A 14,597-nucleotide genomic window follows, 5' to 3' on the forward strand; every position below is an offset into this window, starting at 1 on the left:
CGTTGACGCGACTGCCTCGCTACGCGGCAAGCCGCGTATCTGCGCCTTTTCCGTCCTTTTTCCGTTTTTTTGCAATCGCCCCTAGCCAATGTCCCTGACCCTGACCGATGTACAACGGATCGAGCACCTTGCGCGGCTCGAACTGGCCCCCGATGCGCGCGAGCGGATGGTGACGCAGTTGAATGAATTCTTCGCGCTGGTCGAGCAGATGCAGGCGGTGGATACCTCCGGCGTGGCGCCGCTTGCCCATCCGATCGAAGCGATCCAGGATGTGGCGTTGCGACTGCGGGACGACGCCGCCGCTGAAACGATCGATCGCGAAGCCAATCAGCGTTCGGCGCCGCGGACCGAGGAAGGCCTCTACCTGGTGCCGCGCGTGATCGAATAAGCGATTGCGCCGCGTGAACCGTTGTAGATCCGATCGAGCGAATTATTCGGGAAAATCCCTGAGATGCATGACAAAAGCCTGACCGAATTACGCGCCGCACTGGATGCGCGCGAGACTTCCGCCGTGGAATTGGCGGAGCATTACCTCAAACGTATCGAGGCGGCAGCGACATTGAACGCGTTCATCAGCGTTGACCGGGAGGTCACGCTGAACGCCGCCCGTGCCGCCGATGCCCGGCTGGCAAATGGCGAGGGCGGGGCGACGCGTGCGCCGCTGCTCGGTATTCCACTGGCGCACAAGGATGTGTTCGTCACGCGGGACTGGCCATCGACAGCCGGGTCGAGGATGTTGGAAACGTATCGCAGCCCGTTCGACGCCACCGTTGTCGCTCGCCTGGCCGACGCCGGTGTAGTGTGTCTCGGCAAGACGAACATGGATGAATTCGCGATGGGCTCGTCGAACGAGAATTCGTTCTTTGGTCCCGTGCGCAATCCCTGGGATAGGCAGACGGTACCCGGTGGCTCGTCGGGGGGCTCCGCGGTTGCGGTGGCCGCCCGTCTGGCGCCCGCCGCAACCGGCACCGATACGGGCGGCTCGATTCGCCAACCTGCCGCGTTGACCGGCATCACCGGCATCAAGCCGACCTATGGTCGCGTCTCCCGCTATGGCATGATCGCGTTCGCGTCGTCGCTCGATCAGGCGGGCCCGATGGCGCGTTCGGCCGAGGATTGCGCGCTGCTCCTGAACGTGATGGCCGGCGCAGACCCCCGCGACGCAACCAGTCTCGAACGCGACGCCGAGGATTTCACGGCGCATCTGGGCAAGCCGTGGAACGCTTCGACGAGCGCGTCCGATGCGGGAGACGCCGCCCTGGCCGGCTTGCGCATCGGATTGCCGACGGAGTACTTCGGAGAGGGTCTCAATGCCGACGTGCGTCAGGCGATCGATGCGGCGCTGGACGAGTTCAAGAAGCTCGGCGCCACGCTGGTCGATGTGTCGCTGCCGAAGACGCAGTTGTCGATTCCGGTCTACTACGTGCTGGCACCGGCCGAGGCGTCGTCGAACCTGTCGCGTTTCGACGGTGTGCGTTACGGGCACCGTGCCGCGTCGTACAAGGACCTTGCAGACATGTACAAGAAGTCGCGTACCGAGGGCTTCGGCGATGAAGTACAGCGCCGTATCCTGACCGGCGCCTATGTGCTGTCGCATGGTTATTACGATGCCTACTACCTGCAGGCGCAGAAAATCCGCCGCATCATCGCGCAGGATTTTCAGCAGGCGTTCAGCCAATGCGACGTGATCATGGGGCCGGTGTCGCCGAGCGTGGCGTGGAAGCTGGGCGAGAAGACCGATGATCCGCTGGCGATGTACCTCGCGGACGTCTACACCTTGTCAACGAGCCTGGCCGGTCTGCCAGGCATGAGCGTACCGGCGGGTTTCGGCGCGTGCGGTTTGCCGGTGGGGCTGCAGATCATCGGCAATTATTTTGACGAGGCGCGAATGCTCCAGGTGGCGCATGCGTTCCAGCGAGCGACGGATTGGCATCTGCGCGCGCCGACGGGAGTATAAGAACATGGCCCATCACACATACACGGGCTGGGAAGTCGTCATCGGCTTGGAAACCCACGCGCAGTTGTCCACGGTATCGAAGATTTTCTCCGGCGCGCCCACGTCATTCGGCGCTGCGCCGAACACGCAGGCCGCGCCGGTTGACCTGGCGCTTCCCGGCACGCTGCCGGTGCCGAATCGCGGCGCCGTCGAGCGGGCTATCCGTTTCGGCTTGGCGATTGGCGCCACGGTGTCGCCGCGCAGCATTTTTGCGCGCAAGAACTACTTTTATCCCGATCTGCCCAAGGGCTATCAGATCAGCCAGTTCGAGATTCCGGTGGTGGTGGGCGGCAGCTTGACGGTGCTGGTGCCGGGCATCGGCAAAGACGCGTCACCCTATGAAAAAACGATCGAATTGACGCGTGCCCACCTCGAGGAGGACGCGGGCAAGAGCTTGCACGAAGACTTCGCCGGCATGACTGGCATTGATCTGAACCGGGCCGGCACGCCGCTGCTGGAAATCGTCACCGAGCCGGTGATGCGCAGTTCCGCTGAAGCGGTGGCGTATGCCAAAGCGCTGCATACGCTGGTGGTCTGGCTGGGTGTCTGCGACGGCAATATGCAGGAAGGCTCGTTCCGGTGCGATGCCAACGTATCCGTGCGTCCTGTGGGGCAGGAAGCTTTCGGCACCCGTGCCGAAATCAAGAACCTGAATTCGTTCCGCTTCCTGGAAGAAGCCATCGAGTACGAGGTCACGCGTCAGATCGAGCTGATCGAGGACGGTGGCACCGTGGTCCAGGAAACACGCCTGTACGATCCAGACCGTCGCGAAACGCGATCGATGCGGAGCAAGGAAGACGCGCAGGATTACCGTTATTTCCCGGACCCTGATCTCATGCCGCTGGTGATCGAACCTTCATGGATCGAGCGCGTGCGCGGCGAGTTGCCGGAATTGCCGGAAGCCATGCAGGCCCGCCTCACCACGCAATATGGTCTGCAAAAGCAGGATGCCATGACGTTGACGTCGTCGCGGGCGCTGGCCGCTTACTATGAAGCGATCGTGGCGCAAGCCGGGGAAGCGCAGGCCAAGACCGCGGCGAACTGGGTGGTGGGTGAACTGGCGTCGCAACTGAACCGCGACGGGCTGGAGATCGCACAGGCACCGTTGACGCCGGTACAGATCGCGCTGTTGATTTCCCGCATTGCCGACGGCACGCTGTCGAACAAGCTCGCCAAGGAAGTGTTCCAACTGATGTGGGAGACGCGGGCGACCGATGAGCATGCGGCCGATCGGATTATCGAAGAGAAGGGGCTGAAGCAGATTTCCGACAGCGGCGCGCTGGAAGGGATCATCGACGAGGTGCTGGCCGCCAACGCCAAGTCCGTCGAAGAGTTCCGGTCTGGCAAGGAAAAGGCGTTCAACGCGCTGGTGGGGCAGGCCATGAAGGCGACGAAAGGCAAGGCCAATCCGGCGCAGGTCAACGACCTGCTGCGCAAGAAACTCGGCGATCGGTAATCAGCCAATATCTCCTTAACAAGCGACCACGAAGCGGTCAACAAAGGCGGCAGACGATGCGGGTTATTTCGGCGAACCTGAACGGTGTGCGTTCGGCGGCGAAGAAAGGTTTCTTCGAGTGGATGGGCAAGCAGGACGCGGATATCGTCTGCGTGCAGGAGTTGAAGTGCGCGCAGGACGACATGACGCCGGAGTTGCTGGCGCCGCACGCGTTCACCGGCTATTTCCAGCATGCGGTGAAAAAAGGCTATAGCGGTGCCGGGCTCTACACACGTCATACGCCCGATGAATTCATCATCGGCTTTGGCAGCGAGGAGTTCGATGCGGAAGGACGGTACGTCGAGGTGCGTTACGGCAAGCTGTCTGTGATCTCGGTCTATGTGCCGTCGGGCTCGAGTTCGGAAGAGCGGCAGCAGGCGAAGTTCCGCTTCATGGCGGTCTTCATGCCGCATCTCGCCGCGCTGAAGGCGGAAGGGCGTGAAGTGATCTTGTGTGGCGATGTCAATATCGCGCACAAGGAAATCGACATCAAGAATTGGAAGGGCAACCTGAAAAACTCCGGTTTCCTGCCCGAGGAGCGCGCCTGGCTGACGACGCTCTTCGATGAGGTCGGCTATGTGGATGTGTTTCGTACGCTCGATGATCGGCCGGAGCAGTACACGTGGTGGAGTCAGCGCGGACAGGCGTATGCGAAGAACGTGGGCTGGCGCATCGATTACCACCTGACCACGCCGGGCGTGGCGGCCACGGCGAAACGGGTCGAGATCTTCAAGGACATCAAGTTCAGCGACCATGCGCCGCTGACGATCGACTACGACTACAAGCTTAAATAACGGCGCATTGCCGTTCGGCGACTATTTGAACAGTTCGGCAAGCCGGTGCGGCAGGCTCGACAGAAAGGACAGCGGCGATGCCGTTGCCGGTTGTTCATGCCGCGCCTCGCGCAGCGGTGCGTTTGCCGTTGCGTCATCATCGCGCGAATGCTGCAGGCGCGGCGGATTCCAGCGCCCCGGCCGGTACGGCGGCAGGTCGTCCACTGACGCATCGAGGGCGCGGGCATACAGCGGCAGCATATCCTTCTGCCGCTTCTTCAAATCGGCCAACCGCTTGTCGGTGATGGGATGTTCCTGCACGAAGGGCAGCGAGGGCTTCCAACGTGCCATCGCCGCGATTTTTTCCCACAGCGCCAGCCCGGCACGTGGATCAAAGCCGGCGCGTGACGCCATGTCCGCGCCAATCACATCGGCCTCTGTTTCATCGGCCGCTTCATAATGCAGATTCAACAACGCCGGCACCACATTCAAGCTGGTGCCGGACAGCGCCAGGCCATCGACCGGCGCCGCACCGGGCGCGCCGATGATGGGGGCGCCCGGTACGGCGCGCTGCGTGTCATTGGCGTCAATGGCGTGGGTGCCGTTGCGCGATGATGACGATACCTTGCGTGGCGTGGCACCGCCGTCTGCCGGATCCACCGGCAGGCCGTCGCGGGTGTCGGCCTGGGCAAGACCGGAAGAGCCGAAGAGGGAGGTGTCGCCGGGATCCCTTGCCGATCGGGCACCGGGCGACGGTGCCGCCGCGAGCGCCTTGGTCCCTGCGACGGCGCGGCCGGTCTTGCCGACACGGGGGTCCGCCTGCCCCAGTTGTTCACCAATCTTCGAGCGTGCGTGCTCGCGCAGCGCATGGGCGATCAGATGGGCGATCAAGAGCGCGGTCTCGTTTTCATTGAGGCCCAGGCGCTCGATCATGCCATCGTTGATCAGCACCTTGCCGCCAGGCAAGCAGACGGCGTCCAGGTCCGGCGAGTGGATAATGCTGAGTTCCCACTTCCACCCCTTCGCGCGATCGTTCCATTTGAGTGCGAACGGTTCGAGCCTTGCGAGGATCGCCCGCGTTCGAACGACTGTCGGATTGTCGTCGGGCAGCGATTGCCCTTGCTGCGCCGCAATAGCCAGTGCATGCTCGTAGGCAAGCTCTCCCTGGATTTCCAGCCAGTCCGAGGGCACCATGGCACGGAATGTCAACGGGCCGCCAGGGGCGCCGGCAATGCGTGTGCCTTGACCGAAGGTCCCGCCGGCAGTCAGTGCCGCCGAGCCTGGCAACGGCGCCGCCGGATCGCCAATCGCCAGCTCCCCTTCCTGAACCGGCGATGACCCCTCGGCCATGCCCAGCGACGAGCGGTTGCTGGCGAGCACCGGCGCGCTCGCCCCAGCGTGACTGGCGACGAACGTCAGCGTAAGCGACAAGGCGGACACCGCGGAGACGGCAACAAGCGCGGCAAAGCGGGTCCTCTCGGAGGGTGTCATCGTGTTCGTGTGTTCCAGGGTGCCACTTTCAGCAGCAGCGCCATGCCAGGGAGCGCCAGCACCGCGCATACCAAGTAAAAATCAAACCATCCGAGCGTGTCGACGATCCATCCGGTCCCCGCATTAATGAATACGCGTGGTACCGATGCCAGACTCGTGAACAGCGCGAACTGCGTCGCGGTGTATCGCGGGTCCGTCGTTGTCGCGATATACGCCGTGAACGCTGCGGTTCCCAAGCCGGCGCCGAAGGCCTCCGCCGCGATCGCCCAGCCGAGATCGAATGTGCTCGCGTGCGTGCCAAGTGCCGCGAGCCACGCGAACGTCAGCGTCGATACGATTTGGGCGATGCCGAAAACCCATAGCCCGCGGGCAATTCCCAACCGTACCAGCCAGATACCACCAAGGATACCGCCTGCAACGCTTGCCCACAGGCTACTCACCTTGGCGACCAGTCCGATCTGCGTTTTGGTAAAGCCGAGATCGAGGTAGAACGGGGTGGCTAACGCCGTGGTCATACTGTCGCCAAGTTTATACAGGAAGATAAAGGCAAGAATTAAGATTGCGTGTCGCCAGCCGCTTCGCGCGATGAATTCCTTGAAGGGCAATACGATGGCATCGGTCAGGTTACGTGGCGCCAATGCGGCCACGGTGGGGGCGGGCGCGAGAAATGTCAGGATGATGCCTGGCAGCATGAACGCCGCAGTGATCGCAAACACCGTGGACCAAGGCAGGTGGTCGGCCAGCACGAGGGACAGTGAACCGGGGACCAGTGATGCGATCTTGTAGGCATTGACGTGAATGGCAGTGCCCAGCCCCTGTTGCGCGTCCGACAGCAATTCGCGACGGTAGGCATCGATGGCGATATCCGCGCTGGCGCTGAAGAACGCGAGTGCGAAGGCAAATGCGGCCACGGTCCAGAGTTCCAGCTGCGGTTGCAGCCAACCCATCGCCGCGATGCCCGCCGCCACCGATAATTGCGCCACCAGCATCCAGCCGCGCCGCCGCCCCGGTTGCCAACGGCCTATGCCCGGGGAAAAGCGGTCCAGCAGCGGTGCCCAGACAAACTTCCAGGTGTAGGGAATGCCAATCAACGCGAACAGGCCGATCTGCTTCAGGTCCACCCCGGATGAACGCAACCAGGCCTGGACCAGCGTGATCAGAACGTAAAGCGGCAGGCCCGATGTGAAACCGAGAAACGCGCAGACCAGCATCCGCGTGTTGAAATAAACACGCCAGCCCGATACCGCGAGTTCCTCTTTCGATGTACGCATTTGCTCGCCATTCACCGCTTTTCCACTCGATAAACCGCAAGACTACCACGCCAGTTCGCCCCCCAATGGATCGGGCGGCCGCCATGCAGTACCACGCGTTCGCAAATACGGATGCCGACTTCGGGTGCCAGTGCCTCGAAGTCCGCGATTGTCAGGACGCGCACATTCGGTGTGTTATGCCACTGATAGGGCAACGATGTCGACACGGGCATGCGGCCTTGCAACACGGACAGCCGATGCGGCCAATAACCGAAGTTAGGGAACGAGACAATGGCCTGTCTGGCCACGCGAACCGTCTCGTGCAGGATGGCCGCCGTTTCGTGGATCGTCTGGAGTGTCTGTGACAGGATCGCGAAATCGAAGCTATTGTCATCAAACAGTTTCAGACCGTCTTCCAGATTTCGCTGGATGACGTTGACCCCGCGTTTCGCGCAGGACAACACGCCGGCATCGTCGATCTCGATCCCATAGCCTTGCACTTCCAACTCGTCTGACAGGAGCGCGAGCAACGCGCCGTCACCGCACCCGAGGTCGAGGACGCTGGCACCCGGTTCCACCCATCGTGCGATGGCCCGGAAGTCCTCGCGCCCTGACAGGTGGTCAGCCAGCGAGGCGGAGTGCGTATGCAAGGCCGGCGCAGCGCGGGGCGGTCGCGCCGCGTAGGCCGCCGCGGTGGCTGCCGCGGCGTCGCGCGGCGCGTCGATCGCACGGTCCGCGTGTGCCTCCGACGGAGGGGGCGACGGCTGCGACGGGATGCGGCTGTCCGGTTGCACGGTCTTCATGCCTGAATCTCCTCGGCGATCCGGGCGAAGCGTGCGCGAATCAGATTGTGGTAGCGGACGTCGCTCAAGAGGAACGCGTCATGGCCGTGCGGCGCATCGATTTCGGCATAGCTGACGTCGCGCTTCAATTTGAGCAGGGCCTGCACGATTTCACGCGACCGTGCCGGCGCGAACCGCCAGTCCGTGGTGAACGACACCACGAGGAATTTGGCGCGGGTGGCGTCGAGCGCGGCGGTCAGGTCGCCGCCGTGAGACTTTGCCGGATCGAAATAATCAAGCGCACGGGTGATCAGCAGGTAAGTGTTCGCATCGAAGTATTCGGCAAACTTGTTGCCCTGGTACCGTAGATAGGACTCCACCTCGAACTCGACATCGAAGCTATAACGATAGGCCGATGCTGCCGCCGTCGCGGCGATGGCCGCCGCGCTCTCGGGGCTGACGGCGGCCGGATCGATTTCGGCCGCAGCCGTGGCCACCGCCGCGATCGGAGACTGGCCCTGGTCTTCCGCGCGACGCAGCGCCCGGCCGAACTTGTTCGCCATGTCGTCGTCGGATAGATAGGTGATATGACCGATCATCCGCGCGACGCGCAGGCCGCCGCGTGGTTTGACACCATGCGCGTAGTAATCGCCGCCATGGAAATCGGGGTCCGAGCGAATCGCCGAGCGCGCTACTTCGTTGAACGCAATGTTCTGCGCCGACAGCTTCGGTGCGGAGGCGATGACGATGCAGTGCCCGAGTCGATCCGGATAGAGAAGGCTCCATGCAAGGGCCTGCATGCCGCCCAGGCTGCCGCCGATCACCGCGGCGAAGCGATAAATCCCGAAATGATCGGCGACCCGTGCCTGGGTACGCACCCAGTCCTCCACCGTCACCAGCGGAAAGCGGGCACCGTAGGGGGTACCGGTCTCGGGGTCGAGGCTCATCGGTCCGGTCGAGCCGAAGCACGAACCAAGATTGTTAACGCAGATCACGAAGAAGCGATCGGTATCCAGCGGCTTGCCCGGGCCGATCATGTTGTCCCACCAGCCCACTTCCTCTGTATCCGCGTGGATGCCGGCCACATGATGCGATGCATTCAGCGCGTGGCACACCAGCACCGCGTTCGAGCGGTCGGCATGCAACGTGCCATAGGTTTCGACCAACAGGTCGTACGCGCGAAGGGTTTGGCCGCTATCGAGGGCTAGCGGGTGGTCGAAGTGCAACGAGACCGGTGTGACAAAGCCGAGCGATTTCATGAATCCACCAAGGGTGGCGAAACGGTCGGCATGGGCTTGTCGTTGCACGGTACATCGCGGAATGGAAAAGCCTTCCGCCGGGTACCGGGACCGCCTGCGCTGACGACCGCTTTAGCCGGATTTATAGTGAACCGGCACCAGGTTGTCCCCGCGGCGGCTTATCCTGGCATCGCACATACCACGGGCGAACAGGACAAGACGCCACGGAGGCATTCCGGCGCCAGCTCGCGCGCCCGCAATCGAGTCAGCAAATCGGCGCGTGAGAAAGGAAGCCAGTATAGCACCGCACCGCGGCGACCGAACAGCGTCAATGCCGGCGCAATCGTGCCAACGTCCGCACACGGTGATCGACGTAATGGGGGCGGCTTGCCGTGATCCGCGCCGGTGCGACCATATGCTGCCGCAGCGATGCCTCGCTGCCCGCGGAGGGCGTGACGGGATACGTGACTGCCGTGCCGTCGGCGGTTGCGTCGGGCGCTGGCCGCGCCAGCAGCAGCGCTGCCTGCGATGCGCGGCGTGCCGGCGTATCGCGTACCGGGATGAAGCCGGTGATCCAGACGGTGCGGATGCCGAGCCGGCGATAGCGCTTCAGATGTCCGTGCGTATCCTCGACCAATGTCGCCCTTGACGCATGCGCGAGTGGCACGCCTACCTGACGCAACACACGTCGCATGACCGTGCGTTCCGGCTTGGCCTGCCATTGATTGCCGCGTCGCATATCCTCGATGGCAATGACGCGCTCGAAATAACCGCGAATGCCCAATGCCGCGAGAATCGTCTGTGCGTAGGCGGAAGGGCCATTGGTCAACACGATCTTGCGCCCTGGCAGCGCGGACAGCGTGCGGCGCAAACCCCGTTCACCGCGCACCATTTCCATCAGGGTGTCGGAAGGATGGACCTCGCGCAGGAAGGCATGCGCATCGATCCCATGACGACGTACCAATCCCAATAACGCTGCGCCGTAGCGCCGCGTATAGGCCACGCGCAGACGGTTTGCCGTTTCACGGTCGACGGCCAACGCGCGCTCGATAAATGCCGTCATCTCGCGATTGATATACGGGAAAATGGCGTGCGATGCGTGATGGAGGGTGTTGTCGAGATCGAACAACCAGACCGGCCCTGCGCGAGGGCGCCCGATCGTGCCGGTACCCTTACGCGTCCGGCGGCGGCGGGTGTCGCGAAAACGCCCGGACGCCTTGGCGCGGGCAGGATCGAGGGACGCGTCCAAGCCGAGTGGCGAGGGCCGCCCGAGGCGGCGAGGGGCCATCAATACGAGCGGATCATCGTGCCGAACGGTTGTTCGGTCAGGATTTCAAGCAGCACCGAGTGCTCGATACGGCCGTCGACGATGTGCACCGAGCGCACGCCGCTCTTTGCCGCATCCAGCGCCGATGCGATCTTCGGCATCATGCCGCCGGAAATCGTGCCGTCCTCGAACAGCGAATCGATTTCGCGGGCGGTCAGATCGGTCAACAGCGTGCCGGCCTTGTCCATCACGCCCGGGATATTCGTCATCATCACGAGCTTCTCGGCGTTGAGGACAACGGCGAGCTTGCCAGCCACGAGGTCGGCGTTGATGTTGTATGACTGGCCTTCGCTGTCGAAACCGATCGGCGAGATTACCGGAATGAAGGCGTCATCCTGCAACGCTTTCACCACCGCCGGATTGATCGCCTCGACTTCGCCGACATGACCGATGTCGAGGAACGCGCCTGGGTGCTCGCGATCCGGGATCATCATCTTGCGGGCGTGGATCAGGCCGCCATCCTTGCCGGTCAGGCCCACTGCCTGTCCGCCGAAGTGATTGATCAGCATGACGATGTCCTGCTGGACTTCACCGCCGAGCACCCACTCGACCACTTCCATCGTCTCATCGTCGGTCACACGCATTCCCTGGATGAACGTGCCTTGTTTGCCGATCTTTTTCAGGGCCTGGTCGATTTGCGGGCCGCCACCATGGACGATCACCGGATTGATGCCGACCAGTTTCAGCAGCACCACGTCGCGCGCGAAGCCTTGCTTCAATCGCTCTTCGGTCATGGCATTGCCGCCGTATTTGATCACCACGGTCTTGCCGTGATACTGGCGGATATAAGGCAATGCCTCCGAAAGCAGTTCGGCCTTGAGAGAGGGGGCAAGTTGCGCGATATCGAGGGAGTCGGGCATGGCGGCCTGAAAATCCGGAAACGGGGTGCAAAAACATCGCCGCAAGAGTCAAAGGGCTGGCGGCGGTGACGACGGTTTTTGGCGCTGATGAGCCAGCGGTGCGCTGCCTATGCATTAATGCATTGCTAACGCGGAATTGTACAGGAACGCGCTACACTCCTGCCCATGAACGACATTTCTCAAACTGGGCATTTGAACCTGAGCCATTTATTCTGGCTCCGTTGTGTTGCAATTACAGGACAAGCGCTGGCGATCATCGTCGTGGATGTTGGATTAGGCATCCGGCTGCCGCTACTGCCGATGGCTGCCGTGATCATCCTGGAGATCGCATTCAACGCCGCCACGCTGATGCGCATCGCGCGTCCCGGCGAGGAAAGCAACGGCGAATTGTTCGGGCAGCTCTGTGTCGATCTGGGTGCGTTGACCGCGCTCCTGATCATGTCCGGCGGCACGATGAATCCATTTTTTTCGTTGTATTTGCCGGCATTGGCGATTGGCGCGGCGGTACTCCCGTGGCGGTCGGCGCTGGTGCTGGCCAGCTTTGCGGTGCTCGGCTATCTTTTGCTGGCCGTCTATTCCTGGCCGCTGGAAGCGCGTCATCCGCGCGACCTCTTCGACTTGTACCGTACCGGCAACCTGATCAATTTCCTGATCAGCGTGGCGCTGATCGCCTGGTTCGTTGCGCGGATGTCCCGGGCATTGCGTCGCAGGGAGGCCGCACTGGCGGAGGCTCAGCAGCGTTTGCTACGCGACGAGCGTGTCGTGGCCCTTGGCGCACAGGCTGCGAGTATCGCGCATGAAATGGGTACGCCACTCTCGACAATTGCGCTGTTATCCGAAGAGTTGCGGGAAAGCGCCGCAGCCGATCAGTCGTTGGCGCCCTATCGGGGCGATTTCACCGTGCTGGAGCAGCAGATCACGCTTTGCAAGGAAGCGCTGAAGCGGCTACAGTCGCGAGCGGCATCGCCAAATCGCAGACGCTTGAAGCCATGGTTGGAAAGCTTTATCGAGCAATGGCGGCTGCGTCATCCGCAGGCAGGTCTGGAGACCGGGTCGCTGGGCTCCGAGTCGATGGTCATCGAGGATACGGTCGCGGTAGGCCAGATCCTGACGATCCTGCTCGACAATGCCGCGCGTGCTAGCCCGGGCCACATCTCAATCGAGGTGCGGGATGGCGGGTATGCCGCCGATGGGGCGGCGGTTTCGGCAGGCGATGGCCGGGAGGGGGTGATCGCGTTCACCGTCTCCGATCATGGCCCCGGTATTCCTGCGGCGCTGCGTGGCCAGATTGGCGCGACACCGGTACGGAGTACTCAGGGTGGCGCGGGCGTTGGTTTGTATCTGGCGTTCGTGACAGCGGCCCGGCTGAATGGCACGATCGACATTGGCGATGCGCCGGGGCGTGGCACCCGCGCTATTTTGACACTACCCGCGATGCGGGCCGAGGCTCCAGATGAGTAACCAGCATTTCCTGATCATCGACGACGACACGACGTTCGCCGATATTCTCGGGCGTTCCCTGACACGTCGTGGGTATACCGTTCATCAAGCGAATGACGCTGCCCGCGCGCTGGAACTGGCGGACGAGATGGATTTCGGTCGGATTACAGTCGACTTGCATCTGGGCCAGGATTCGGGCCTGACGCTGATCGCGAAGCTGCGCGAATTGCAGCCTGACGCGCTGATCCTGGTACTGACCGGCTATGCCAGCATCGCGACCGCCGTGCAGGCGGTCAAGGACGGCGCCGATAACTATGTATCCAAGCCGGCAAACGTCGAGACGATCCTGGCTGCGATGAATGAGAACGCGACCCTGGAGCAAGCGGATGCCGCGTTGGAAAATCCGGCGCCGCTGTCGGTTGCGCGACTCGAATGGGAGCATATCCAGCGCGTGCTGGCCGAGCATGAAGGCAATATTTCCGCGACCGCTCGCGCGCTGAACATGCACCGCCGCACGCTGCAACGGAAATTGAGCAAGCGACCAGTCGGACGCTGATCTCCGGAGCGGGTTACGTACCCGCTGCCTTCATCAAGAGGGCTACAAGACGTAGCGCGACAAGTCTTCGTTGCCTGCCACTTCGCCCAACGCCGCATCGACATAGCTGCCGTTGATTTCCACGGTCGGCTGATCGGTGGTACCAGCGGTGAAAGACACCTCTTCCAGTAGCTTTTCCATGACCGTGTACAAGCGGCGCGCACCGATATTCTCGGTCTTCTCGTTGACCGAAAACGCGATCTCGGCGAGGCGTCGAATGCCGTCGTTCGTGAACGTCAGCGTGACCCCTTCCGTTTGCAGCAAGGCTTGATATTGCTTGGTCAGGCTGGCGTCGGTGCTGACCAGGATCGATTCGAAATCGTCAACGGACAGGGAGTCCAGTTCGACGCGGATCGGCAAGCGCCCCTGCAGTTCCGGGATCAGATCGCTCGGCTTGGCCAGATGAAAGGCGCCGCTGCAGATAAACAGGACGTGATCGGTCTTCACCATCCCGTATTTCGTATTCACGGTCGTACCTTCCACTAGCGGCAGCAAGTCGCGTTGCACGCCCTGGCGCGACACTTCACCGCCGCCGCCCTCGCCGCGGGAGGCGATCTTGTCGATCTCGTCCAGGAACACGATGCCGTTCTGTTCGATATTGGCGATCGCCTTCGTTTTCACCTCATCCTGGTTCAGCATCCGCCCGGCCTCTTCATCGATCAGCAGCTTATAGGCTTCCTTGATCTTGACCTTGCGCCGGGTCTTCTTGCCGCTACCGATATTGGCGAACATGCCGCGAATCTGCTCGGTCATTTCCTCCATGCCGGGTGGGCCCATGATGTCCATCGATGGTGTAGGCGCATCGATGTCGAGCTCGACTTCCTTGTCGTCCAGCGTGCCTTCCCGCAGGCGCTTGCGAAACGTCTGCCGTGTGGCCGTGTCCGTGCTGCCCTGGGTCTCGTTGTCCGCTGAGTAGGCCGTGCGTGTATTCGGCAACAGCAGATCCAGAATCCGGTCCTCCGCGGCATCCTCGGCCTTTGCCCGTACTTTGCGCATTTCCGAATCACGCGTCTGCTTGATGGCGATCTCGGCAAGGTCGCGAATGATGCTATCGACGTCCCGGCCGACGTAGCCGACCTCGGTGAACTTCGTCGCCTCGATCTTGATGAAGGGGGCGTCGGCCAGCTTGGCGAGGCGGCGAGCGATTTCCGTCTTGCCCACGCCCGTCGGACCGATCATCAAGATGTTCTTCGGCGTGATTTCATGACGCAACTGTTCATCAACCTGCTGGCGGCGCCAGCGATTCCGCAACGCCACCGCGACGGCGCGTTTTGCCTTGTGTTGACCGATGATGTGCTTGTCGAGTTCCGAGACGATCTCGGGTGGGGTCATATTGCTCATGTCTTGTCC

The 14,597-nt window shown here is 62.3% G+C and carries 13 protein-coding genes; 6 read left to right on the top strand and 7 right to left on the bottom strand.

The annotated features are described in order from the left end of the window. Positions 1-88 precede the first annotated feature (88 nt). From gatC to SJQ66_RS15780, 4 genes are all read left to right on the top strand, one after another. Complete coding sequence (gene gatC / locus SJQ66_RS15765; protein WP_024903448.1) at positions 89-388, top strand: Asp-tRNA(Asn)/Glu-tRNA(Gln) amidotransferase subunit GatC; 300 nt, start codon at positions 89-91, stop codon at positions 386-388. Positions 389-451: 63 nt separating this feature from the next. Next, positions 452-1,957 (top strand): Asp-tRNA(Asn)/Glu-tRNA(Gln) amidotransferase subunit GatA, encoded by a 1,506-nt coding sequence (gene gatA, locus SJQ66_RS15770; RefSeq protein WP_024903447.1) that lies wholly within the window; start codon positions 452-454, stop codon positions 1,955-1,957. Between the two features lie 4 nt (positions 1,958-1,961). After that, the gene (gatB, locus tag SJQ66_RS15775) at positions 1,962-3,452 is read left to right on the top strand and encodes an Asp-tRNA(Asn)/Glu-tRNA(Gln) amidotransferase subunit GatB (protein WP_253463582.1); all 1,491 of its coding nucleotides are present in this window, start codon (positions 1,962-1,964) and stop codon (positions 3,450-3,452) included. 56 nt (positions 3,453-3,508) lie between these two features. Next, positions 3,509-4,285 (top strand): exodeoxyribonuclease III, encoded by a 777-nt coding sequence (locus tag SJQ66_RS15780; RefSeq protein ID WP_024903445.1) that lies wholly within the window; start codon positions 3,509-3,511, stop codon positions 4,283-4,285. A gap of 21 nt (positions 4,286-4,306) precedes the next feature. On the opposite strand, the gene SJQ66_RS15785 is transcribed toward SJQ66_RS15780, so the two are convergent. The 6 genes from SJQ66_RS15785 to argB all read right to left on the bottom strand — a co-directional run bounded on the left by SJQ66_RS15785 (position 4,307) and on the right by argB (position 11,212). Beyond that, complete coding sequence (locus SJQ66_RS15785) at positions 4,307-5,755, bottom strand: M48 family metalloprotease (protein WP_157685701.1); 1,449 nt, start codon at positions 5,753-5,755, stop codon at positions 4,307-4,309. Next, positions 5,752-7,026 carry an AmpG family muropeptide MFS transporter gene (locus SJQ66_RS15790; protein WP_036009733.1) on the bottom strand — a complete coding sequence of 425 codons (1,275 nt, stop codon included), beginning with the start codon at positions 7,024-7,026 and terminating at the stop codon, positions 5,752-5,754. Before SJQ66_RS15790 ends, SJQ66_RS15785 begins: the two co-directional genes overlap by 4 nt. 11 nt (positions 7,027-7,037) lie before the next feature. Beyond that, on the bottom strand, positions 7,038-7,634 hold the full coding sequence (gene metW / locus SJQ66_RS15795; RefSeq protein WP_096335567.1) for a methionine biosynthesis protein MetW: 597 nt from the start codon (positions 7,632-7,634) through the stop codon (positions 7,038-7,040). A gap of 170 nt (positions 7,635-7,804) precedes the next feature. Further along, positions 7,805-9,046: a homoserine O-acetyltransferase MetX gene (metX, locus tag SJQ66_RS15800; RefSeq protein WP_024903441.1), complete on the bottom strand. Its 1,242-nt coding sequence runs from the start codon at positions 9,044-9,046 to the stop codon at positions 7,805-7,807. 307 nt (positions 9,047-9,353) lie between these two features. Continuing rightward, on the bottom strand, positions 9,354-10,274 hold the full coding sequence (locus SJQ66_RS15805) for a pyrimidine 5'-nucleotidase (RefSeq protein WP_390174007.1): 921 nt from the start codon (positions 10,272-10,274) through the stop codon (positions 9,354-9,356). A 38-nt stretch (positions 10,275-10,312) separates the two neighbouring features. Continuing rightward, positions 10,313-11,212: an acetylglutamate kinase gene (argB, locus tag SJQ66_RS15810; protein WP_024903439.1), complete on the bottom strand. Its 900-nt coding sequence runs from the start codon at positions 11,210-11,212 to the stop codon at positions 10,313-10,315. Positions 11,213-11,377: 165 nt separating this feature from the next. Here argB and SJQ66_RS15815 point away from each other — a divergent pair, with 165 nt between their 5' ends. Further along, complete coding sequence (locus tag SJQ66_RS15815) at positions 11,378-12,673, top strand: ATP-binding protein (RefSeq protein WP_024903438.1); 1,296 nt, start codon at positions 11,378-11,380, stop codon at positions 12,671-12,673. Further along, positions 12,666-13,208, top strand: coding sequence for a response regulator transcription factor (locus SJQ66_RS15820; RefSeq protein WP_046152232.1), 543 nt, complete (start codon positions 12,666-12,668; stop codon positions 13,206-13,208). The genes SJQ66_RS15815 and SJQ66_RS15820 overlap by 8 nt, the downstream gene beginning before the upstream one ends. A gap of 42 nt (positions 13,209-13,250) precedes the next feature. Here the strand turns inward: SJQ66_RS15820 and hslU are convergent, their stop codons facing one another. Next, positions 13,251-14,588, bottom strand: coding sequence for an ATP-dependent protease ATPase subunit HslU (hslU, locus tag SJQ66_RS15825; RefSeq protein WP_024903435.1), 1,338 nt, complete (start codon positions 14,586-14,588; stop codon positions 13,251-13,253). Between the last annotated feature and the right edge of the window lie 9 nt (positions 14,589-14,597).

It is taken from the genome of Robbsia andropogonis (assembly GCF_034047095.1).
Taxonomy (GTDB): Bacteria; Pseudomonadota; Gammaproteobacteria; order Burkholderiales; family Burkholderiaceae; genus Robbsia; species Robbsia andropogonis.

What these genes read in the sequence shown, in the direction of transcription:
- metX (WP_024903441.1), bottom strand. Translation starts at nt 9,046, where the DNA reads ATGAAATCGCTCGGCTTTGTCACACCGGTCTCGTTGCACTTCGACCAC.
- SJQ66_RS15815 (WP_024903438.1), top strand. Translation starts at nt 11,378, where the DNA reads ATGAACGACATTTCTCAAACTGGGCATTTGAACCTGAGCCATTTATTC.
- gatB (WP_253463582.1), top strand. Translation starts at nt 1,962, where the DNA reads ATGGCCCATCACACATACACGGGCTGGGAAGTCGTCATCGGCTTGGAA.
- hslU (WP_024903435.1), bottom strand. Translation starts at nt 14,588, where the DNA reads ATGAGCAATATGACCCCACCCGAGATCGTCTCGGAACTCGACAAGCAC.
- gatA (WP_024903447.1), top strand. Translation starts at nt 452, where the DNA reads ATGCATGACAAAAGCCTGACCGAATTACGCGCCGCACTGGATGCGCGC.
- SJQ66_RS15780 (WP_024903445.1), top strand. Translation starts at nt 3,509, where the DNA reads ATGCGGGTTATTTCGGCGAACCTGAACGGTGTGCGTTCGGCGGCGAAG.
- SJQ66_RS15820 (WP_046152232.1), top strand. Translation starts at nt 12,666, where the DNA reads ATGAGTAACCAGCATTTCCTGATCATCGACGACGACACGACGTTCGCC.
- SJQ66_RS15785 (WP_157685701.1), bottom strand. Translation starts at nt 5,755, where the DNA reads ATGACACCCTCCGAGAGGACCCGCTTTGCCGCGCTTGTTGCCGTCTCC.
- gatC (WP_024903448.1), top strand. Translation starts at nt 89, where the DNA reads ATGTCCCTGACCCTGACCGATGTACAACGGATCGAGCACCTTGCGCGG.
- argB (WP_024903439.1), bottom strand. Translation starts at nt 11,212, where the DNA reads ATGCCCGACTCCCTCGATATCGCGCAACTTGCCCCCTCTCTCAAGGCC.
- SJQ66_RS15790 (WP_036009733.1), bottom strand. Translation starts at nt 7,026, where the DNA reads ATGCGTACATCGAAAGAGGAACTCGCGGTATCGGGCTGGCGTGTTTAT.